The following is an 18,538-nucleotide window of genomic DNA, read 5'->3' on the forward strand; positions in this document are numbered from 1 at the left end:
CATGACATCGATCGCACATGAGCGTTTTCACGCCGTCGCCGAAGAGCCAGCTTATGCGCGTGAAAACGCGCCGGCAGTGGGCCGTAGTGCGCCCGCCGCGATCAGCCTGACGGGGCTTGAAAAGAGTTTTGGGGCCAACCGCGTGCTGCGCGGCATCAACCTGCATATTCCGGCCGGCCAGTTCGTCGCGGTGATCGGCAAGAGCGGTTGCGGCAAGAGCACACTGCTGCGCATCCTGATGGGCCTCGACGAGCCGAGTGCCGGCGAGCTGCATTTCGAGGATGCCGACGGGGCGCAGGCGAGCCCGAACGCGCGCATCGTCTTTCAAGAGCCACGGCTGCTGCCCTGGCTCAGTGTCGCAGACAATGTCGTCGTCGGGCTCGGCGACGGCATCGACAGGCGGGCGGCGCTGAAGGCGGCCGACGCCGTGCTTGCCGAAGTCCAGCTTGGCGAAAAGACCGGGGAATGGCCGGCGCGGCTTTCCGGCGGGCAACGGCAGCGCGTGGCGCTGGCGCGGGCGCTGGTCAGCCGGCCGGGCGTGCTGGCACTCGACGAACCGCTCGGCGCACTCGATGCGCTGACGCGGATCAGCATGCAAGAACTCATCAACCGTGTCTGGCGCGAACTCGGCTTCACCGCAGTGCTCGTCACCCATGATGTCAGCGAGGCGGTGCATCTCGCCGACCGGGTCATCGTGCTCGACGAGGGGCGGATCGCACTCGATCTTGCCATTCCCTATCCGCGTCCGCGCCGGCACGGCCATCCTGGCCTCGCCGAGCTGGAAGGCCGGCTGCTTGCCGCGATTCTCGGCACCGACGGCGGCCATTGATCCCAGCGCTAGTCGCGATGCTGCATGACCTCGGCATAGGCGAGGCGTATCGGTGCGAGCATGCATGACCAATGGCGAAAATGCATAGCCGCTTGGGTATGTGAAGTTCACCCTATCTCTGCCACGCGCGCTGCCACGCGCACCAAATTCAGCAATACTATTTTCCTCAAGTTGTTTTACGTTCAGCTTGACTCATTCATACCTCCATGGCTATACGTTAATCCATAGCCAACGAGGTATGGATTGTAGATGTCGGACACCCAGGACGTGCTCTTCAGAACGCTCGCCGATCCGACTCGGAGGGCTCTTTTCGAACGGCTGTGCCGCGAAGGAGAGAAGACGGTCGGGGCTCTGACGGCTCGGGCCGGGGTCTCGCAACCGGTCGTCTCGAAACATCTCGGAATCCTGAAGCAGGCCGGATTGGTGCGCGACCGTCACGAAGGTCGCCAGACCCACTATAGCGCCCAGCTCGGTGCGCTGGCGCCGCTGGTCGACTGGACAAGTGAGATGGCGGGCTTTTGGCAAAATCGGTTCGACCAGCTGGAAGATCTATTGAAAAGGATGGACCAATGACCGAAATTTCAAACGAAACCCGTTCCGTCATCGTCGAACGAGAGATCCCTTTTCCGCCGGAAAAGATCTGGCGCGCGCTCACGCAGCCGCATCTGATTGCGGACTGGCTAATGAAGAACGACTTCGTGCCGGTCGTGGATCACCGTTTCAAGCTGAGCGCGGATTGGGGCTCGGTCGACTGCCAGGTCCTGGAAGTCGAGCCGAACAAAACTCTGTCTTACACCTGGGCTGCCTATGATCTCGAAAGTGTCGTCACCTGGACTCTCACACCCAAGGGCGCGGGCACGCAGTTGCGCATGGAGCAGTCGGGCTTCCGGCCGGATCAGCGGCAGGCTTACGGGGGCGCCAAAAGCGGTTGGCAGCAGTTCTTCGCAAAGCTGGAGCAGGTGCTGACGCGCATCGAGTGAGACCGCTGCCAAAACGGATCACGCCATCCGCTTCGCTCGTTTTCGCAGGAGGTTCCCTTGAATTGGAATAACTGGCTTCGGCAGATCCACCGTTGGCTGTCCATTGCCTTTACGCTGGCCGTCATAATTAATATCATCGCGATGGTGCAGGAGAAATCGTCGGTCTGGGTGGGCCTCATGGCGCTGCTGCCGCTGACCTTGCTGCTGCTCACCGGTCTCTACCTGTTCGCGCTGCCATATGCCACAAAGTGGCGCGGCGCGGGACGCAGGGGAGGGTAGGAGTGAAGGCAATGTCCGGGAAGACACTCAAGACTGCGGCAAAGGTCACGAAGAAGACAGCCGCCAAGCCTGATACCGCGGAGCCGACCCTTCTCTCGGGCGGCAACCCTCAGATCGCCAAGGGTTACGGCGACGCTCCCGTGCAAGCCTACATCGCCGCCATGCCCGGCTGGAAAAGCGACGTCGGGCATCGCCTCGACGCGCTCATCACCCGCACGGTGCCCGGGGTGTACAAGGCCGTGAAATGGAACTCGCCCCTTTACGGCATGGAAGGGCAGGGCTGGTTTCTCGGTGTCCATTGCTTCGCAAAATACATCAAGGTTGCTTTCTTCCGCGGCACGTCGCTCAGTCCCGTTCCGCCCGGCGAGTCCAAACAAAAGGAAGTGCGTTACTTCCACATTCATGAGGAAGACCGACTCGACGAGGCCCAGCTCGCCGCCTGGGTGGAACAGGCAAGCCAATTGCCCGGCGAACGAATGTGAGCGGACGCGTAGATTTAAGCGTTAGAGCGTCCTTTGTGCGTCCGAAAAGACGCACTGCGCGCTTAGGCCATCAGCATTTAAGGGATGAAGGGGAGATATCGATGAAGAAAGCCACGGCAACCCCGAAGAAGAGCGGCTCCAGCGAAGAGAAAGACGGAGACTCTCCTTCTCGTTTGATCGATGCGAGGATCGAGGAGTTGAGCGATTGGCGCGGCGAGATGCTCGCCCGCGTCCGAACTTTCATCAGACAGGCCGAGCCCGACGTGGTCGAGGAATGGAAGTGGAGAGGCGTTCCGGTGTGGGAGCACGCCGGGATCATCTGCACCGGCGAGACCTACAAGAGCGTGGTGAAACTGACCTTCGCCAAGGGCGCCTCGCTGGAGGACCCTTCAGGCCTCTTCAACTCCAGCCTTGACGGCAATACCAGGCGCGCCATCGATTTCCATGAGGGCGACGAGATTGACGAGCAGGCGTTGAAGGCGCTCATTCGCGGTGCTGTCGCACTCAACACTTCAAAGCGGGCCGCCGCTCGTCCTGCCGGCTCGCGGAAGAAACCAAGCAGCGCTTGAGGCTTGGCCTATTTCGCCTGAAACATTCGCGTCAAACTTGATTCATGCGAGGCGATTTGGTTTTGCGTGACATGCGATCAGTGGATCGGGCTTTCCTCGCGTTCGAGGAAGAGTTCCAGATTGTTGAGGCCGATCTCCGTGCCCTGAAGGCGGGCGCCGTTATCGGCGTAGCCGTCGAGGAAGACCACCTGTTCGGTGAAGACCATTTTGGTGCCGCCGGGTTCGGCTTCGAAGGCGACGGTTGTGAGCGAGGCAGAGATGCGGCTTTCCCCGAGCTTCATCTCATAGGCATAGATGATCCGGGTATTGAGCACGATGTCGATGTAATGGGCATCATAGGCGTGCAGAAGGCCGTCGGTATCGGCGACGTAGTTCCTTTCCGCGCCACCGGGGCGGAAATCGAGCCCGTAGTCCAGCGGCACCCACTCGCCGTGGCAGGCGAACCATTGGCGCTTGGCTTCCGGCGCCGACCAGGCGCGGAAGGCGCGGGCGACCGGCGCCTTCAGGTGACGCTCGATGACGAGAGTGGCGTGTTCGGCGGATCGTGTCGTCATTCGGGAAGGGTCTCCGTTTCATTGGCGAGAAAGTGATCCAGCCTGTCGAAGGTAGTCGTCCAGCGGATCTTCCGCTGCTCCACCCAGCGCTCGACGGCGGCAAGCGCATCCTGCTGCAGGCGGTAGGTTCGCACCCGGCCGGATTTTTGGGAGAGCACGAGGCCGCTCTCCTCCAGCACCTGCAGATGTTTCATGACCGTCGGCAGGGCAACCGCGAGCGGCGCGGCCAGCTCGGTGACGGAGGCCGGGCCGCGGCCGAGACGATCGATCATGCCGCGGCGGCTGCGATCGGAAAGTGCATGGAACATGCGGTCGAGATCCGCCTGGCCGTCCATCATTCCGTCGCATCCCGGAAGCGAGCCGGCAACCGCTCTTTGTAGGGATAGAATTTGAAGTAGGGGCGGGCCCCTTCCAGCACCCTTGCAAAGGACGGGCGCGCCAGCAGCCGGTCGTAATAGGCGCGAAGACTCGGCTGTTCCGCTGAAAACGGGATCAGTGTCTCGGCATAGAAGAGGGCAGGGGCGGCGGCGCAATCGGCCATGGTGAAGCCCTCGCCTGATATCCATTGCTTGTCGGCGAGCTGTTTTTCGATCATCGCATAGGCGGTGGCGAGTGTCGCCTTGGCGGCTGCTACCTCGATCTCGTCTGCCGTGCCGTCGGGGCGCCGACGATTGCTGACGATGGTCTGCATCGGCGCCTGGACATAGTGGTCGAAGAAGCGGTCCCAAAGGCGGACCTGCAGCGCCCGGTCGATCTCCAGCGGCAGCAGGCGAACGGGGCCGGGATAATACTGCTCGAGATATTCGATGATGATCGATGTCTCGGGAATGGTGCTGTCGCGCGCCTCGTCCCGCAACAGCGGCATCTTGCCGATCGGCCAGAAGCGAAAGAGATCGGCGCGCGAGCTTTCGTCTGAAAGATCGACGATGCGATTCTCGAAGAGAGTGCCGTTTTCATAAAGCGCGATCAGCACTTTATGACAGAAGGATGCGAGCGGATGCCCATGGAGCACGAGCGACATGCGGCGACCTTTCCTATCGTTGCGGTAAACTTTACCGATCGACTAACTATCAGGTCATAACACATTACGCAATAGATACTTCGCCAACCGCGCAAGTATTCCGGCAGCTGATCTATCAAGTGTTGGCGTCAGCCATTATACCGGGAGATCACCAAATGGCCTGGTGTCGGCTGGCCTTCTTCCATGCGCACGTTGATATCCGATATCTCGACGAGTTCGAAACCGGTGGCCGTCAGGCGTTCTCTGACATAGGCGTCGGCATGAGCGAAGCGCTGGTGCGGGCCGACCATATAGGCGCGGCCAGCGAGAATTTCCTGAGGCAGGGTTTCCGAGGAGAAGATGAACAATCCGCCCGGCATCAGGTTCTCGGCGGCACCGAAGAACAGCGGTTCGAGCGCGCCGAGATAGGGCAGCACGTCGGTGGCGGCGATGATGTCGAAGGCTTCCTCGTCGTTGTCGTCGAGGAAATCCTCGACCTCGGCGACGAAGAGCGTCTCGTAGAGATCCTTCTCATGGGCGATCTCGACCATCTTCTCCGATATGTCGATCCCGGTCATGTCAGCGCAGAGGTCGCGCAGCGCGCCGCCGGTGAGGCCCGTGCCGCAGCCGAGATCGAGCAACCGCTTGAACGGTCCGAGCTTTAAAGCCTGCAGGCGTTGGCGCACCAGCATCGGCACGTGATAGCCGAGTTGCTCGACGAGCACGTCCTCGAAAACCTCGGCATGCTGGTCGAACAAGGTCTCGACATAGGCGTCGGGCGCCTTGACCGGCGTTTCGCCGCGGCCCATCGCGGCGATGCGTACGGCCGCACCGCCGTGATCGTCGGGATCGAGTGCCAGGACTTCCTCATAGGCTGCAACGGCCGCATCGACATCTCCGGCCTTTTCCAGCTCCAGCGCGCGGTTGTAGGCCTCGCCAAGGGCATCTTCGTCGATCTTCTTTGCCATCGCAGTCCATCGTCCTTTTGTTTCAGGCATGCGTCTAAGACGGCTTTCGATGTTTTGCAATGGCGCGCTTGCAGGCGCAGAATGGCCGAAAAGAAGACCCAGGGAGGAAAGACCATGAAGACGGAGCCAGAAAGGACATTATCGGCGACGGAAGGCGAGGCCGGCCGGGCATTGCTGCTACCTACGACACCAAACGAGGTCACCAATACGCTCAGCCATTATTACCGCGGTGAACTCGGGCGGATGACGAGCTGGCGCGACCGCATCGACCGAACGTCCAACTGGGCAATCACCGTGGTTGCAGCACTCCTTTCGGTGTCGCTGTCGACGCCGACCTCGCATCACGGGGTGCTGTTGTTCGGGATGATGCTGGTGACGCTGCTTCTGATGATCGAGGCGCGGCGCTACCGCTTCTTCGATATCTATCGCGCGCGCATTCGCCAGATCGAGCGCTGCTATTTCGCACAGATTCTGGCGCCCGACGCCAATGCCGGCAGCGAATGGGCGGTGGTGGTCGCCCGCAGCCTGCGCAAGCCGCGCTTTCTGCTCAGCTATCAAGAGGCGATGCACCGCCGGCTCAAACGCAATTATGGCTGGATGTATTTCATCCTGCTGCTCGCCTGGTGCCTGAAGATCTCGACGCCGAAACTGCAGACGGAGGGGATGCCGGCGCTGCAGGCGCAGTCGTGGGCCTATGTCATCGACAATGCCGTGCTCGGGCCGGTTCCCGGCCTTGCGGTCATTGCAGCCGTCGTCGCCTTCTATCTCGGCATGCTCTGTTTCGCCCTGCGTCCGGATCGCGACGAAGGCGAATTCGGCCATGGCGAAGCCCATGTCTGATGCGGTGAGCATGATGTTACGCGAAAAAGCCGTTCACTCTTTTCGGCATCATGCTCCAGAGCCGATCAGTGCAGGATGAACTCGCCCTTCAGTGCCCGCCATTCGGTTGCTGAGATCAGCTGGCGGTGGATGTAGCGCACCGAATGCAGCGGCCCGTCGAGCTTCTCTTCCCAGAATTTCAGGAAGCCGCGCATTTCGGGAAAATCAGGGGCGAGGTCGTAATCCTGCCAGACATAGGTCTGTAGGATCACCGGGTGGTCCGGCAGGCGGTAGAGGATCTGGGCGGTCGTCAGACCATAGCCCTTCAGTTGTTTTTCCATGTCCTTATGCATCGTATTCCGCTTCTTCTTGTTCCCACTCGCGCGCTTATTAGCGCTGCATGATATGGAAACATGCGAGTGGTTAACGGAAGCTTTACAGATACTTCGTAAAAGGGCAATTTATTTTTAATATCAATGGTTTGGCAGCATCGTCCCGAGAGTGCTGCCAAAGGCTCAGCGCTTGAGATGCCGGGTCAGGCGGCGCTCGAACCAGGCCCAGAGATGGCGCAAGGCCTCGACGATGGTGAGGTAGAAGATCGCCGCCCAGAGATAGGTCTGGTAGTCGAAAGTGCGGGAGAAGGCGTAGCGGGTTTCACCCATCAGGTCGAGCACGGTGATGATGGCGACGACCGCCGAGCCCTTGATCAGCAGGATGATCTCGTTGCCATAAGGCCGAAGTGCGACGATGAGAGCCTGCGGCATGATGATCTTGCGGAAGGCGATGAACTTGTGGATGCCAAGTGCTGCGGCCGCCTCGTGCTGGCCATGCGGCACACTTTCGACGGCGCCGCGCAGGATTTCCGCCTGGTAGGCCGCGGTGTTGATGGTCATGGCAAAGAGGCCGCAATACCAGGCATCGCGGAAGAACCACCAGATGCCGACGGCCTCAAGCTGCGGCCGGAATATGCCGAGGCCGTAATAGACCAGGAACAGCTGGGCAAGCAGCGGCGTGCCGCGGAAGAAATAGATGTAGCCGTAGGCCAGCGCATTCAGCACCCGGTTCCTTGACATGCGCGCCATGGCAAGCGGCAGGGACAGGATGGCGCCGCAGATAACGGAAATGAAGACGAGGCTCAGCGTTATCCAGAGGCCATGGAGATAACGCGGCCCGTAGCGGGTGAATTTTTCCGGATCCCAGCCATTGATGACGGAGATCACCAGGAGCACCCCAAGCAGAGCCCAGAGAGCGACGAGGATATAGCCGGCCATGCGCGCCGGCGTCATCGGCTTCATCACCTTGCGGGGGGCGGGCTGCGGCGGAATCAGCGTTTCGGCGTAACTCATCGGCGGACCTCCGAACGCTTGGCCCAACGCTCGACATAGACGAGCAGAAAGGAGGAGAGGATGGCGAGCACCAGATAGAGGCAACAGGCCAGACCATAAAAGAAGAAGGGTTCCTTGGTCACGCGCACGGCGACACTCGTCTGGCGCAGGATATCGGCAAGGCTGATGATCGAGACATAGGAGGTATCCTTCAGCAGCACCATCCAGAGGTTCGTCAGGCCCGGCAGCGCGATGCGCACGAGTTGCGGCAGGATGATCAGGCGCAGCGTGCGGCCGCGATGCAGCCCAAGCGCGTCTCCCGCCTCATATTGTCCTTTGGGAATGGCGTGGAAGGCCGAGAGCAGCACTTCCGAACAGTAGGCGGAGAAGACGACCGAAAGCGCGATGACGCCGGCGAGGAAGGCGTTGATCTCGATCGGCGGTCCGTCATAACCGACGAAGGTCAGCAGAGACTGGATCAGCATCTGCATGCCGTAATAGATGATGAAGAGCGTCAAAAGCTCCGGCAGGCCGCGGAAGATCGTGGTGTAGATACCAGCCGCCAGCCGCAGCGGCTTTTCCTCCGACTGCTGGCCGAGCGCCACCAGGAAGCCGATGGCGAGGCCGATCGGTAGGGTGACGATCGCCACCGAAATGGTGACCTGCAGGCCAAGCGCAATCTCGTCGCCCCAGCCGGTATCGCCACAGGCAAGGATCGTCGACTGACCTAACCACGTGAAGATGCCAACGGGTCCGCACAGCGGATCGAATATGTGCACAATCCAGCTCCAGAAGGAGCTCAGCGCGGAAAATAATCCGCCCATGCGAGAATTCCCCTCACGGCTTTTGCCGTTTTAATCTTGCAATCCTTGTCAAACAAAAATGGCGGAAGAGCAAGCCTTCCGCCATTACCTTCGTCGGCCAGATAACGAATTTCTTATTGGCCGTAAACGTCGAAGTCGAAGTACTTGTCCTGGATCTTCTTGTATTCACCGCTGGCGCGGATCGCGGCGATCGCCGTGTTCAGCTTTTCCCTGAGCGGATCGCCCTGGCGGATAGCAATGCCTGCGCCGTTGCCATTGATTTCCTTGTCGACCGGCAGGGTCGTCAGGATCTTGCAGCAAGCGCCGGCGTCGGACTTTACCCATTCGGAGAGAACGACGACGTCGTCGATGACGGCGTCAACACGGCCGCTGGCAACGTCGAGCTTGTATTCGTCAGCGGTCGGATAGAGCTTGAGCTCGGTGTCGGCGAGATGCTTCTCGGCATAGTTGGCGTGTGTCGTGGAGGTCTGCGCGCCGATCACCTTGCCCTTGAGGCCGGCGACGTCCGATATCGTCGAATCCTTCGGCACGGCAATGGCCGGCGGGGTGTTGTAGTACTTGTTTGAGAAGTCGACGAGCTTCAGACGCTCCGGCGTGATCGACATGGAGGAGACGATCATGTCGAACTTCTTGGCGTTGAGCGCCGGGATGATGCCATCCCAGTCGGTGCTGACGAAGGTGCATTCAGCCTTCATCTCGGCGCAGAGCGCCTTGGTGATGTCGATGTCGAAGCCTTGGATGGTGCCGCTGGCATCGACGAATTCGAAGGGCGGATAGGTCGAATCGGTGCCGATCACATATTTCTCGCCATCGGCCATGGCCGATCCGGCAAAAAGGGACATCGCCGCGATCGAGGCTGCCGCGAAAATACGGGTAGAATTAAGCATGAGGATCCTCTCTGTTGGTGGCCGTCGCTCCTTATTTCTGTTGGGCTGACGGCCGCAGTTCAACGGTGCTGAGACCGCCTTGCGGCGATAATCAGACTTTTTTTCATGGAATTGCAACACAAATCCCATCGCAATTGTGCGGTGCAAATAGCAGGCGAGATGAACGCCGGCAGACTGCAACATTCACGCGAGGTTAATCCCCAACTTCTTAGAACCGGAACAAATCGGCGGCTCGGCAATTGCCATTCCGCCGTTTCGCCTCAATGCGAGGCTAGGGGCGGAACCAGGGCCTGGCGGCCTCAAGAAGCTCAAACAGGATCGAGGAAACCCGATGGGCATGAAATCAAGATTGTTCGCAAGCGCGGCTTTTCCGTTGCTTTCTTTTTCGCTGGCTTTGCAGCCGGCAGCGGCGATGGCGGCCGTGCGCGACGTCGCGACGCAGGCTTCGCCCGTGCGGCAGGCCGAGCAGGGCAGCTTCCAGGTGGCGCAGGATGCGCCTTCCGAAGAGGAGTTGCTGAAGAAGAAGCGCAAGCAGAAGGAGGAAGCCCCGGCCGAACAGGCGCCCGCCGCCGAGAAGCCGGCGCAGCAGGAAGCTCCCGCGGAAAAGCCGAAGGCTGAGCGCAAGGAAGCTCCGGCACCTGAACCCAAGGCAGAGCCTGAGGCGCCCAAGGCCGAAGCAGCGCCGAAAGAAGAGCCTGCTCAGCAGCCGGAAAGCAAGCCCGCGCGGAAAGCCAAATCGGAAGCGCAGCCCGAGGCAAAGCCCGAGGCCGAGCAGCCGGTAACCCAGGAAAAGCCGAAAAAGCCGAAGAAGACGGAGGCGCAGCAGGCCGAACCCGAACAGCAGCCGGCAGCAAAGGAAGCTCAGCCGGAAGCGGAGCAAGCACAGCCCGAAGCCAAGCCGGAAGGTGGCAAACGGGATAAAGGACAGGACAAGGCCCAGGGCAGGGATAAAGGCAAGGGTAAGGCCGAGAAAGAAGCTCAGCCTGCCGCTCCCGAAGCCGTGACACCGACTGCAGAAACGGCCAAGCCCGAAGCCACGCCTGAGGCAAAACCCGCCGCCGAGGCGCCGGCCGAGAAAAAGCCGACAAAGGGTGAGACTGCAGCACCAGCAGACAAAGCACCCACAGACAAAGCAACCGAAGGCAAGGCAACCGAAGGCAAGGCGACGGAGGACAAGGCGGCGGCACCGGAAGCCGCACCCGTCGAAAAGCCCAAGGACGGCACGGCGGCAAAGCCCGCCGGTGAGCAGCCCGCCGGCGCACAGCCGGCCGTGCCCGCAACTGACACTGCCCAGCCGCTGCCGGATGCCAGCGGCGGCCAGCAGGTTGAGCAGGCTATTCCGGCGCCGGAAAAGGCTTCGCCCGAGGAACTGGAGCGCCGCAAAAAGATCGCCGCAGATCCGGCCAAGAGCAGCGAGACCGTCGTGCTGCCGGTGGAGAACGGCGCGGCCGTGCTCGACAGCGACAAGGATGCCGACCGCAGCAAGGGCCGGGAAGGCCGCCGCGACCGCGACAGGCAGCGCGCCGACAGCCAGGAGGTGAAGGTGCCGACCTCCGATGCCGATGCACAGGCCGCCACCGGCGGCAAGGCGCCGGCGCCAGTCAAACTCGAGGCGGTGACGCGCGAGAAGGGCAGGAAGCTCGATGAGCGGCCACGATTCGTCCGTCCCGACGGCGCGCGCTTCGACGACCGCGGCGACGACAGCCGTGTGATCATCCAATACGACAACAGGACGATCGTGCGCGGCGACGATGACAGGCGCTTCCTGCGCGACGGCGAACGGCCGAGCTACGAAGAGCTCTCCGGCGACCGCTACCGCGAGACGATCACGCGGCCGGAAGGCTATCGCATCGTGACGATCCGCAACCGCTACGGCGACATCATCCAGCGCTCGCGCGTCGATGCCCGCGGACGCGAGAACGTGCTCTATTATTCGCAGGATCTCTATGACGATCCGGACCGCGACTATTTCGAGGATCCGGGCGCCGACCTGCCGCCGATGCGGCTGCGTGTGCCGCTCAGCGACTACATCATCGACACCCGCAGCGACCCGAACCGGGACTATTACGAGTTCCTGAGCGAGCCGCCCGTCGAGCCGGTCGAGCGCGTCTATTCGCTGGATGAGGTGAAGTATTCGGCCCGTATCCGCGACAAGGTGCGTCGCATCGATCTCGACACGATCACCTTCGCGACCGGCAGCGCCGATATCCCAATGACCCAGGCGCGCACGTTGCGCAAGGTCGCCGACGCGATCAGCCAGGTGCTCGAGAAAGATCCGAGCGAAACCTTCCTGATCGAGGGTCATACCGATGCTGTCGGCTCAGACCAGAGCAACCTGATCCTCTCCGACCAGCGGGCGGAATCGGTCGCCAACGTGCTCTCCGACGTCTACGGCATCGCGCCGGAGAACCTCGCGACGCAGGGCTATGGTGAGAACTACCTGAAGGTCAACACGTCGGCCCCTGAGCAGGAAAACCGCCGCGTCACCATCCGCCGCGTCACGGCACTGGTCCGCCCGGTCGCTGCCAACAAGTGATGATGTGGATGCCCCTCTCCATTCTTGGGGAGGGGCATTCCGTTCTTTCTTCTGCTTTCCAAGCGGCTTGATGGATGGTTGAGACGTGCGGCTTCTTCTCCCCACCGGGGCGGTGCCGGCAGGAGAGCGGATTGTCGTCGATCATCGGAGGCATTGCGACGCCTTTAGCGCCTATGCGGGGCTGCCGACGCCACGTATCTTTGAATTCATACGGCGCAAATCGCGATGGCCGCATGCCCTTTTGGTGGATTGCCGGATAAGCTCACTGTGCTTTCTTAGCCGACCGTATCTCCGGTACTTTTAAGGAAAAAGTGCATTTTTTGGGTATCAATTGGAACGCTAATCCTGTCATCCGGGCCAACGCGCGATGACGCGTGGATCTGGGCAGTAAAGGCCGCTGACCCGACCTTGCCAATCGCCAGTGTGTATGGACCGAGAGGCTCGATATCGGCGACATGAAGGCTCACAGTTGGAACGTTGGGATCCCCAACCATAGTATGTTCCGGTCGGATTCCGAGAACCACTGACTGTTCCACTGCCGCCGAAAGGCTCTCGGCTCTTTGTGTAGGAACCGGAATGTCGACCCCACCTTCGGCTTGGAAGGCAATTTCACCGGAGTTTTGCACAAGTCGCCCCTCGATGAAATTCATGCTTGGCGAACCGATGAAGGCAGCGACAAAGAGGTTCTTCGGGGATTCATAAAGGGTGATCGGGTCAGCGGCCTGCTCGATCCGCCCTTGATTCATAACCACGACCCGATCTGCCATCGTCATCGCCTCTACCTGATCGTGTGTAACGTAGACGATCGTGGTTTTGAGCCTGCGGTGTAAGAGCTTGATTTCTGTCCGCATTTCAATGCGCAATTTAGCGTCGAGGTTGGACAGTGGTTCGTCGAACAGGAACACATCCGGCTGGCGAACGATCGCTCGGCCAATCGCCACACGTTGGCGTTGGCCACCTGAGAGCGCGTTCGGCTTGCGTTTCAAATAGGCACCGAGATTGAGAATGCGCGCCGCATTTGCAACGGCGGCATCGATGTCCTGCTTCGGAGTTCCGCGCACCTTCATGCCGTAGCCGATGTTTTCGGCGACTGTCATATGCGGATAGAGCGCGTAATTCTGAAACACCATCGAGCAATTGCGCAGACCCGGGCGCAGCGCAGTAACGTCCCGCTCGCCGATACGGATTTCCCCTGACGTCGTCTGTTCCAGCCCCGCGATCATCCGCAGGGTGGTTGTCTTCCCGCAGCCGGAAGGCCCGACAAGAACCACGAATTCCTTGTCGGCAATTGCCAAATCGAGCGGAGGAATGACCTCAACGCTACCAAAGGATTTGGTGACCTGATCCAAACGCACCTGGGACATGCTGTAACCTTTTCATGAGAATTCCATCGCCTGGCCCCAGCGCATCGGCCCGAAAATCGGAATCGATTTTCGGAAAGCACGATGCGAGAAAGAGTTAGAGCGTCCTTCGTCCGAAAGGACGCACGGCGCTCTAAGCGGCGATGGTTTGCTTCTTCTTTCAACGATGTCTGATCTCATCCCGGCACCGCCGGGATGAGATGTTGAGGATGGGCTTACTTCGCAGGCAGGCCCATCGACGAACGATAGGCTGCCAGTTGCTTGTCGCGGCCGAACTCGTCCGTCAGCTTGTTCCATCCGGCAGCCACGGTATCCAGCGCCTGCTGCGGCGTCACCTCTCCAGCCAATGCCTTGGAAAGCTCGATTTCGAGAATTTCCGTATAGGAGAAATAGCCCGGCAGGCGCATGTCGAGCGCCGTGTTCTTGGCGGTCACCGCGTCCTTCTGGCTTCCAAGATATTCCTTGGCCTCACGCTCGGAAAAGATCTTCGACCACAACGCCGTATTTGTCGTGTGCGAAAGACGGTAAGGATTGACGCCTGTGCCGCCGGTGATGGCCGCCTGACCAGAAACCGCCGGGCTCGTCAGGAACTGGATATAGTTCCAGGCCGCCTCCTGGTTCTTGGAGGACGACGGAACAGCCGCCTGCCAACCGCCGAAGGCCATGAAGGAAGTCTGGACGACCTCGGGCTGCTTGTCCCACTTTTTGGTCTTGTAGTTCCAGATCTCGTCGGAGCCCGGCAGCGATGCCGAACCGACATTGCCGGCAACCTTCGACTGCTTCGGGTCGGCGGCGATGACGCCGGTATCGCCCCAGCCGATCGATTCCGCGACCTGGCCACCGGCAAAGGCCGCGTTCACTTCGCCGAACGAGAAGTTGAGAGCGTTCGGCGGTGCGAGCTTGGAGGCGCGGATATATTCCTCAAGGCCGCGCACCCAGCCCGGATTGTTGACCTGTGCATCCATCGTATCCGGATCGAAGAACATGCCGCCGGGATTGTCGGGATGGCTGGTGTATCCCGCTACGTGACTGAACAGGAACCAGAATTGCTGGCCACCACGGCGGAAGGCTTCCGCCGTGCCCCAGAGGCCCTTGTCCGGCTGCTGGAAGAATTCGGCGATGTCGAGATACTGCTTCCATGTCTTCGGCGGGGCCAGATCGTAGCCATACTTCGCCTTGAAGGCGCTCTGGTTTTCCGCGTTTTCAAACAGATCAATGCGGTAGGTATAGGTATGGGCATCACCGTCCATGGTCTGCGACAGGACCTTGCCGTTCCAGACCATCAGTTGCTCGCGGTAAACCGGCGCGATGTCCTCCCAGTCGGCACCTGATTGCATATTCTTCGGCATTTCTGAGAGAAAGTCGGTGAAGTCCGGTGCCCAGGCCGGCGCAAAGGCGACCACGTCGAACGTGTCTTCGCCCGAAGTCAACGAGGTTACGATTTTCGGATAGAGTTCCGACCACGGAAATTCGACGACATTCACCTTGCCGCAGGTCTTTTCTTCCCAGCCCTTGGCCGCGAGTTGCAGTGCAGAGGCGATATAGGGCCCAGTCTGCGTCGTGGCCGTGAGTGTGACACCGGTGTAGTCCGGTTCGCACGCGAGCGCCGGTGCGGTGCCCGCCGCCGCAAACAGTACCGCGGCCGTTGAACTCAGTAGCAATCTTCTCATGTTTTCCTCCCCGGAATTGAACAATGACTAGGCTTGTCGAACGGTCACTTTATTGCTCCTAAAAGCAGGCCAGACCGCATCAGCCTGCTCAAAATGCCCGCCATGACGACCATGGGTATGATCGCGACCAGGGCGGCTGCCGATATCGACCACCACTCGTCGCCGCGCTGGCTGTTTTGCCCTGCGACGAGAATGGGAAGGGTCTGCCATTTGGAACTGGTCAGGAAGAGTGCGAACAGGAACTCGTTCCAGACGAAGGCGAGCGTGATCATGAATGTCGCGATCAGGCCCGGCTTGGACATGGGCAGGACGATACCGAAGAAAATTCTCCACGACGGCACATTGTCGACCATCGCCGCCTCTTCGACTTCAACCGGCAGTGCCGCAAAGAAATCGCGCATCAGCCAGATCACGATCGGCAGCGAGAAGGCGACATAGGCGAAGGTGAGCCCTGTATAGGTGTCCACCAGCTTGAACCCCAACTTGCCGATTTCCGTGTACATCAGGAACAAGGCAAAGGCGGCGACGATCGGCGGAAACATGCGCTGGCTCACAAACCAGAAGACGATATCATCATTGCCGAGGAGCGGCCCTGGAAGCTTCATTCGGCTGGAGCCGATGGCGAGGGCAAGCGCTGCAACAAAGGCAAAGATCAGCGAAATAGCCTGCCCGTAGCCCAGCACATGACGGCCGAGAAGATATCCGCCGAAGGCAACAACGACGAAAATCACCCCGGACAGCAGCTTGACCTCGAAGGTGAAGCGCACCAGCGCATAGGCTGCCATCGATCCGATGAAGGTGGCCAGCACCGATGCGGAAAGCCCGATGATCGTCGAGGCGATGAAGGTGTTGTAGAACTGGCCGCGCGCGCCCGACAGAAGCTCGCTCCAGGCTGTCAGCGTCGGGTCGAAGTCGACAAATGGAATATAGGTTGGCCCGCCGACGACGCCGAGCGGCGACTTGAACGAGGTGATCGCCACCCAGTAAAGCGGAAAGAAGGTGAAGGCCAGCCAGAGCAGGCAGCCTGCGAGCGCCCACCAGCGGCCGGATCCTTTGAGGTCACGCACGCTCATTTGTGCTTCTCCAGATAAGGCTTCAGGATGGCGAGATAGACGAGCCCGATCACGGTAATGACGATCAGAAACAGGAAGGACAGGGCGGAGGTGTAGCCGAGGTTGAACTTCTTGAAGCCCTCCTGATACGCGAACAAGGTGAGCGTTTCGGTCGAAATGCCGGGCCCTCCGCCTGTCATGACGAACACCGTGTCGATGATCTTGTAGCTCTCGATGAGGCGGATGAAGACCACCGCCACCGAAATTGGCAGCATCATCGGGAAAGTGATCCCCCAGAACTGCTGCCAGGGGCTGGCATTTTCAAGCGCGGCAGCCTCGTAGACGTCCTCCGGTAGGGTTTGCAAGCCGGCAAGAAGCATGAGGATGACGAAGGGTGTCCACTGCCACACTTCGACGGAAATGATGGCGCCGATAGCCCATCTGGTCTGCGTCAGAAACGGCAGGTTGGGAAAACCGAAGACGGTCATCAGCTCATTGAGCGGGCCCATCGTGGGATTGAGGATCTGGCGGGCAATCAGTGCAACGGCAACGGGCGCCACCAGCATCGGCACCAGGAAGCTGACCCGGAACAAGCCTTCGCCGGGCACACGACGGCTGAGCGCCAGCGCCACGGAAAAACCGATGACATATTGCAGCGTCACCGCGACAGAGGCGATGATCGTCGTCGTCCAGGTGACACTCCAGAAGCGCGGATTCTGAAGCAGTTCCGTATAGTTGCCGAAGCCGACGAAACGCGCGGGGATCGGCGGCACGAGCCGCAGGCTCATGAAGCTGGTGGTCAGCGAATAGATCAGCGGGAAGATCGAAATCACCAGCACGATCAGCAACGCCGGCCAGATGAAGAAGTGTTTGACTGGATCGTTGCGGGTCATGCTGCGTCTCCCTTCTGGAGAAGCGCCTCGATTTCCTCGATCTTCGGCATTGCAGGCGCGGTACCCCGCCGCGTCACCGCAATACCGGCGGTCGCGCAGCCGAAACGCACGGCCTCGACCGGACTAGCGCCCCGCGAGAGCGCTGCCGAGAAGCCACCGACAAATGCGTCGCCGGCGCCGGTGGTATCGATGACTGCTCCCGACGAGACCGCCGGAACATGAACCGATTGCCCGGCCGTATGATAGAGCACACCGCGACCACCCAGGGTGATCAGCGCGGCTTTCACGCCCTTGGCAAGAAAGGCGTCGCCAGCCCGTCTGGCGTCGTCGAGCGTGTCGAGCGGAAAACCGACGATGGCCGCCGCCTCGGTTTCGTTTGGCACGATATAGTCGCAGAGCGGATAGATCGTGTCTGGAAACGGCTCGGCCGGCGCGGGATTGAAAACAGTGGTAACGCCGGCCGCATGGGCGATTTCGAGGGCGCGTTGCGCCGCTTCAGCCGGTTGTTCGAGCTGGGTCACGAAAACAGCCGATTGTTCGATGGTTTCGCGTGCCGCTTCGACATCACCAACGCCGATGGTGCCTGCGGCACCTGGATAGACGATAATCGCATTGTCGCCGTTACCGTCATTCACGTAGATGAAGGCAGCGCCGGTCGGCATATCGTCCATCTGTACAACCTTCGGCGTCACGCCTGCTTCCGCATAGGTCTTCAGCGCCATGTCGCCGAACGTGTCACGGCCGATCTTCGAGATGAAGGAGACCGTTCCACCGGCGCGGGCAGCAGCGACAGCCTGGTTGGATCCCTTGCCGCCCGGGCCTACTGCAAAACCGGTCCCGGTGATGGTCTCGCCAACGTTTGGCATGCGCTTGGCCAGATAGGCCGTGTCGGCGACGAAAATCCCGAGGATCGAAACACCCACCTTCATTATCGTTTCCCCTCAAACGGTTTCCGGCGGAATCACGCCTTTGGTGAAGAGGAAGCAGCCGTAGAAGCGGTTTTCGCCCGTAGTGATGACGCAATAGGCCTTTTTGGCCTCCTCATAGAAGGCGAAACGCTCGATGCCATACATCGGCGCCGGCTTGCCCTCGGCGCCGTCGATAACGGCCTGGACTTCTTGCTGCACTGGAGGGATCTCGTCCGGCGCGCCCATGATTTCCATTCGTCCGGCGGACGGCTGCAGCGGCGTATCCAGCGGCATTACCGAAAGAATAGCTTTGATGGCGCGGGCAGCAGACACATTGTCTATGCGCAGCAGCTTGCCGAGCACCGTTTGCCGGGCAATGGCATCCGAAGGAAAATTGGTGTCGGAAACGACGACCGTGTCGCCATGCCCCATGGACCGGAGCGCATGCAGCACATCCGCATTCAGAGCCGGATCGATATTCTTCAGCATGAAAATCCTCCCTTAGTTGCACCATTTCGCAGCACCTCGTGCCCGCAAAACAGAGCCCAATAACCGCAGCTCCGTTACAGCTCTGCGATTCCCTCAAATTCCGTTGTTCTCGC

At 60.4% G+C, this 18,538-nt stretch carries 22 protein-coding genes; 8 read left to right on the forward strand and 14 right to left on the reverse strand.

Translation table 11 applies throughout. The features are described from left to right. The first annotated feature begins 1 nt into the window (after nt 1). The 6 genes from G9X67_RS10835 to G9X67_RS10860 all read left to right on the forward strand — a co-directional run bounded on the left by G9X67_RS10835 (nt 2) and on the right by G9X67_RS10860 (nt 3,139). Complete coding sequence (locus tag G9X67_RS10835; RefSeq protein WP_171598671.1) at nt 2-829, forward strand: ATP-binding cassette domain-containing protein; 828 nt, start codon at nt 2-4, stop codon at nt 827-829. A gap of 249 nt (nt 830-1,078) precedes the next feature. Beyond that, nucleotides 1,079-1,402, forward strand: a complete 324-nt coding sequence (locus G9X67_RS10840) for a metalloregulator ArsR/SmtB family transcription factor (RefSeq protein WP_003540367.1) — start codon at nt 1,079-1,081, stop codon at nt 1,400-1,402. Next, nucleotides 1,399-1,809, forward strand: a complete 411-nt coding sequence (locus G9X67_RS10845; RefSeq protein WP_003540362.1) for an SRPBCC domain-containing protein — start codon at nt 1,399-1,401, stop codon at nt 1,807-1,809. Before G9X67_RS10840 ends, G9X67_RS10845 begins: the two co-directional genes overlap by 4 nt. Nucleotides 1,810-1,866: 57 nt before the next feature. Further along, entirely contained in the window at nt 1,867-2,088 is a 222-nt protein-coding gene (locus G9X67_RS10850; RefSeq protein ID WP_138329191.1) for a hypothetical protein, read from the forward strand. Nucleotides 2,089-2,099: 11 nt separating this feature from the next. Beyond that, nucleotides 2,100-2,570 (forward strand): DUF1801 domain-containing protein, encoded by a 471-nt coding sequence (locus tag G9X67_RS10855; protein ID WP_138329192.1) that lies wholly within the window; start codon nt 2,100-2,102, stop codon nt 2,568-2,570. Nucleotides 2,571-2,671: 101 nt separating this feature from the next. Further along, nucleotides 2,672-3,139 (forward strand): DUF1801 domain-containing protein, encoded by a 468-nt coding sequence (locus G9X67_RS10860; RefSeq protein WP_138329193.1) that lies wholly within the window; start codon nt 2,672-2,674, stop codon nt 3,137-3,139. Between the two features lie 77 nt (nt 3,140-3,216). On the opposite strand, the gene G9X67_RS10865 is transcribed toward G9X67_RS10860, so the two are convergent. From G9X67_RS10865 to G9X67_RS10880, 4 genes are all read right to left on the reverse strand, one after another. Next, on the reverse strand, nt 3,217-3,693 hold the full coding sequence (locus G9X67_RS10865; protein WP_138329194.1) for an SRPBCC family protein: 477 nt from the start codon (nt 3,691-3,693) through the stop codon (nt 3,217-3,219). Next, nucleotides 3,690-4,031 (reverse strand): metalloregulator ArsR/SmtB family transcription factor, encoded by a 342-nt coding sequence (locus G9X67_RS10870; protein WP_138329195.1) that lies wholly within the window; start codon nt 4,029-4,031, stop codon nt 3,690-3,692. The genes G9X67_RS10865 and G9X67_RS10870 overlap by 4 nt, the downstream gene beginning before the upstream one ends. Further along, nucleotides 4,028-4,714, reverse strand: coding sequence for a glutathione S-transferase family protein (locus tag G9X67_RS10875; protein ID WP_138329196.1), 687 nt, complete (start codon nt 4,712-4,714; stop codon nt 4,028-4,030). Before G9X67_RS10875 ends, G9X67_RS10870 begins: the two co-directional genes overlap by 4 nt. A 128-nt stretch (nt 4,715-4,842) precedes the next feature. Next, nucleotides 4,843-5,661: a methyltransferase domain-containing protein gene (locus G9X67_RS10880; protein ID WP_171598672.1), complete on the reverse strand. Its 819-nt coding sequence runs from the start codon at nt 5,659-5,661 to the stop codon at nt 4,843-4,845. A 114-nt stretch (nt 5,662-5,775) separates the two neighbouring features. On the opposite strand from G9X67_RS10880, the gene G9X67_RS10885 reads away from it, so the two are divergent. Then, nucleotides 5,776-6,501 (forward strand): DUF2270 domain-containing protein, encoded by a 726-nt coding sequence (locus tag G9X67_RS10885; protein ID WP_138329198.1) that lies wholly within the window; start codon nt 5,776-5,778, stop codon nt 6,499-6,501. Nucleotides 6,502-6,566: 65 nt separating this feature from the next. On the opposite strand, the gene G9X67_RS10890 is transcribed toward G9X67_RS10885, so the two are convergent. From G9X67_RS10890 to G9X67_RS10905, 4 genes are all read right to left on the reverse strand, one after another. After that, entirely contained in the window at nt 6,567-6,833 is a 267-nt protein-coding gene (locus tag G9X67_RS10890) for an usg protein (protein ID WP_062942183.1), read from the reverse strand. A 162-nt stretch (nt 6,834-6,995) separates the two neighbouring features. Next, a complete protein-coding gene (locus G9X67_RS10895) occupies nt 6,996-7,826 on the reverse strand; it encodes an ABC transporter permease (RefSeq protein WP_138329199.1) in 831 nt (276 codons plus the stop codon). Beyond that, nucleotides 7,823-8,629 carry an ABC transporter permease gene (locus tag G9X67_RS10900; protein WP_138329200.1) on the reverse strand — a complete coding sequence of 269 codons (807 nt, stop codon included), beginning with the start codon at nt 8,627-8,629 and terminating at the stop codon, nt 7,823-7,825. Before G9X67_RS10900 ends, G9X67_RS10895 begins: the two co-directional genes overlap by 4 nt. Nucleotides 8,630-8,742: 113 nt before the next feature. Then, complete coding sequence (locus G9X67_RS10905) at nt 8,743-9,516, reverse strand: transporter substrate-binding domain-containing protein (protein ID WP_003560025.1); 774 nt, start codon at nt 9,514-9,516, stop codon at nt 8,743-8,745. 331 nt (nt 9,517-9,847) lie between these two features. Here G9X67_RS10905 and G9X67_RS10910 point away from each other — a divergent pair, with 331 nt between their 5' ends. Next, nucleotides 9,848-12,052: an OmpA family protein gene (locus tag G9X67_RS10910; protein ID WP_138329201.1), complete on the forward strand. Its 2,205-nt coding sequence runs from the start codon at nt 9,848-9,850 to the stop codon at nt 12,050-12,052. 275 nt (nt 12,053-12,327) lie between these two features. Here the strand turns inward: G9X67_RS10910 and ugpC are convergent, their stop codons facing one another. From ugpC to G9X67_RS10940, 6 genes are all read right to left on the reverse strand, one after another. Beyond that, the gene (gene ugpC / locus G9X67_RS10915; protein ID WP_171598673.1) at nt 12,328-13,416 is read right to left on the reverse strand and encodes a sn-glycerol-3-phosphate ABC transporter ATP-binding protein UgpC; all 1,089 of its coding nucleotides are present in this window, start codon (nt 13,414-13,416) and stop codon (nt 12,328-12,330) included. 212 nt (nt 13,417-13,628) lie between these two features. Continuing rightward, entirely contained in the window at nt 13,629-15,083 is a 1,455-nt protein-coding gene (locus G9X67_RS10920) for an extracellular solute-binding protein (RefSeq protein WP_171598674.1), read from the reverse strand. 44 nt (nt 15,084-15,127) lie between these two features. Beyond that, nucleotides 15,128-16,156: a carbohydrate ABC transporter permease gene (locus G9X67_RS10925; protein WP_171598675.1), complete on the reverse strand. Its 1,029-nt coding sequence runs from the start codon at nt 16,154-16,156 to the stop codon at nt 15,128-15,130. Beyond that, the gene (locus tag G9X67_RS10930; RefSeq protein WP_138329205.1) at nt 16,153-17,028 is read right to left on the reverse strand and encodes a sugar ABC transporter permease; all 876 of its coding nucleotides are present in this window, start codon (nt 17,026-17,028) and stop codon (nt 16,153-16,155) included. The genes G9X67_RS10925 and G9X67_RS10930 overlap by 4 nt, the downstream gene beginning before the upstream one ends. Beyond that, nucleotides 17,025-17,957: a ribokinase gene (gene rbsK / locus G9X67_RS10935; protein ID WP_138329206.1), complete on the reverse strand. Its 933-nt coding sequence runs from the start codon at nt 17,955-17,957 to the stop codon at nt 17,025-17,027. Before rbsK ends, G9X67_RS10930 begins: the two co-directional genes overlap by 4 nt. Before the next feature lie 12 nt (nt 17,958-17,969). Next, nucleotides 17,970-18,425 carry an RbsD/FucU family protein gene (locus G9X67_RS10940; RefSeq protein ID WP_171598676.1) on the reverse strand — a complete coding sequence of 152 codons (456 nt, stop codon included), beginning with the start codon at nt 18,423-18,425 and terminating at the stop codon, nt 17,970-17,972. Nucleotides 18,426-18,538 lie beyond the last annotated feature (113 nt).

It is taken from the genome of Rhizobium sp. WYCCWR 11152 (genome assembly GCF_013087615.1).
Lineage (GTDB): Bacteria > Pseudomonadota > Alphaproteobacteria > Rhizobiales > Rhizobiaceae > Rhizobium > Rhizobium indicum.

Coding starts and splice junctions, on each gene's coding strand:
- G9X67_RS10875 (WP_138329196.1), bottom strand. CDS start 4,714: ATGTCGCTCGTGCTCCATGGGCATCCGCTCGCATCCTTCTGTCATAAA.
- rbsK (WP_138329206.1), bottom strand. CDS start 17,957: ATGAAGGTGGGTGTTTCGATCCTCGGGATTTTCGTCGCCGACACGGCC.
- G9X67_RS10895 (WP_138329199.1), bottom strand. CDS start 7,826: ATGAGTTACGCCGAAACGCTGATTCCGCCGCAGCCCGCCCCCCGCAAG.
- ugpC (WP_171598673.1), bottom strand. CDS start 13,416: ATGTCCCAGGTGCGTTTGGATCAGGTCACCAAATCCTTTGGTAGCGTT.
- G9X67_RS10930 (WP_138329205.1), bottom strand. CDS start 17,028: ATGACCCGCAACGATCCAGTCAAACACTTCTTCATCTGGCCGGCGTTG.
- G9X67_RS10860 (WP_138329193.1), top strand. CDS start 2,672: ATGAAGAAAGCCACGGCAACCCCGAAGAAGAGCGGCTCCAGCGAAGAG.
- G9X67_RS10910 (WP_138329201.1), top strand. CDS start 9,848: ATGGGCATGAAATCAAGATTGTTCGCAAGCGCGGCTTTTCCGTTGCTT.
- G9X67_RS10840 (WP_003540367.1), top strand. CDS start 1,079: ATGTCGGACACCCAGGACGTGCTCTTCAGAACGCTCGCCGATCCGACT.
- G9X67_RS10890 (WP_062942183.1), bottom strand. CDS start 6,833: ATGCATAAGGACATGGAAAAACAACTGAAGGGCTATGGTCTGACGACC.
- G9X67_RS10920 (WP_171598674.1), bottom strand. CDS start 15,083: ATGAGAAGATTGCTACTGAGTTCAACGGCCGCGGTACTGTTTGCGGCG.
- G9X67_RS10870 (WP_138329195.1), bottom strand. CDS start 4,031: ATGATGGACGGCCAGGCGGATCTCGACCGCATGTTCCATGCACTTTCC.
- G9X67_RS10900 (WP_138329200.1), bottom strand. CDS start 8,629: ATGGGCGGATTATTTTCCGCGCTGAGCTCCTTCTGGAGCTGGATTGTG.
- G9X67_RS10885 (WP_138329198.1), top strand. CDS start 5,776: ATGAAGACGGAGCCAGAAAGGACATTATCGGCGACGGAAGGCGAGGCC.
- G9X67_RS10835 (WP_171598671.1), top strand. CDS start 2: ATGACATCGATCGCACATGAGCGTTTTCACGCCGTCGCCGAAGAGCCA.
- G9X67_RS10845 (WP_003540362.1), top strand. CDS start 1,399: ATGACCGAAATTTCAAACGAAACCCGTTCCGTCATCGTCGAACGAGAG.
- G9X67_RS10880 (WP_171598672.1), bottom strand. CDS start 5,661: ATGGCAAAGAAGATCGACGAAGATGCCCTTGGCGAGGCCTACAACCGC.
- G9X67_RS10940 (WP_171598676.1), bottom strand. CDS start 18,425: ATGCTGAAGAATATCGATCCGGCTCTGAATGCGGATGTGCTGCATGCG.
- G9X67_RS10855 (WP_138329192.1), top strand. CDS start 2,100: ATGTCCGGGAAGACACTCAAGACTGCGGCAAAGGTCACGAAGAAGACA.
- G9X67_RS10905 (WP_003560025.1), bottom strand. CDS start 9,516: ATGCTTAATTCTACCCGTATTTTCGCGGCAGCCTCGATCGCGGCGATG.
- G9X67_RS10925 (WP_171598675.1), bottom strand. CDS start 16,156: ATGAGCGTGCGTGACCTCAAAGGATCCGGCCGCTGGTGGGCGCTCGCA.
- G9X67_RS10865 (WP_138329194.1), bottom strand. CDS start 3,693: ATGACGACACGATCCGCCGAACACGCCACTCTCGTCATCGAGCGTCAC.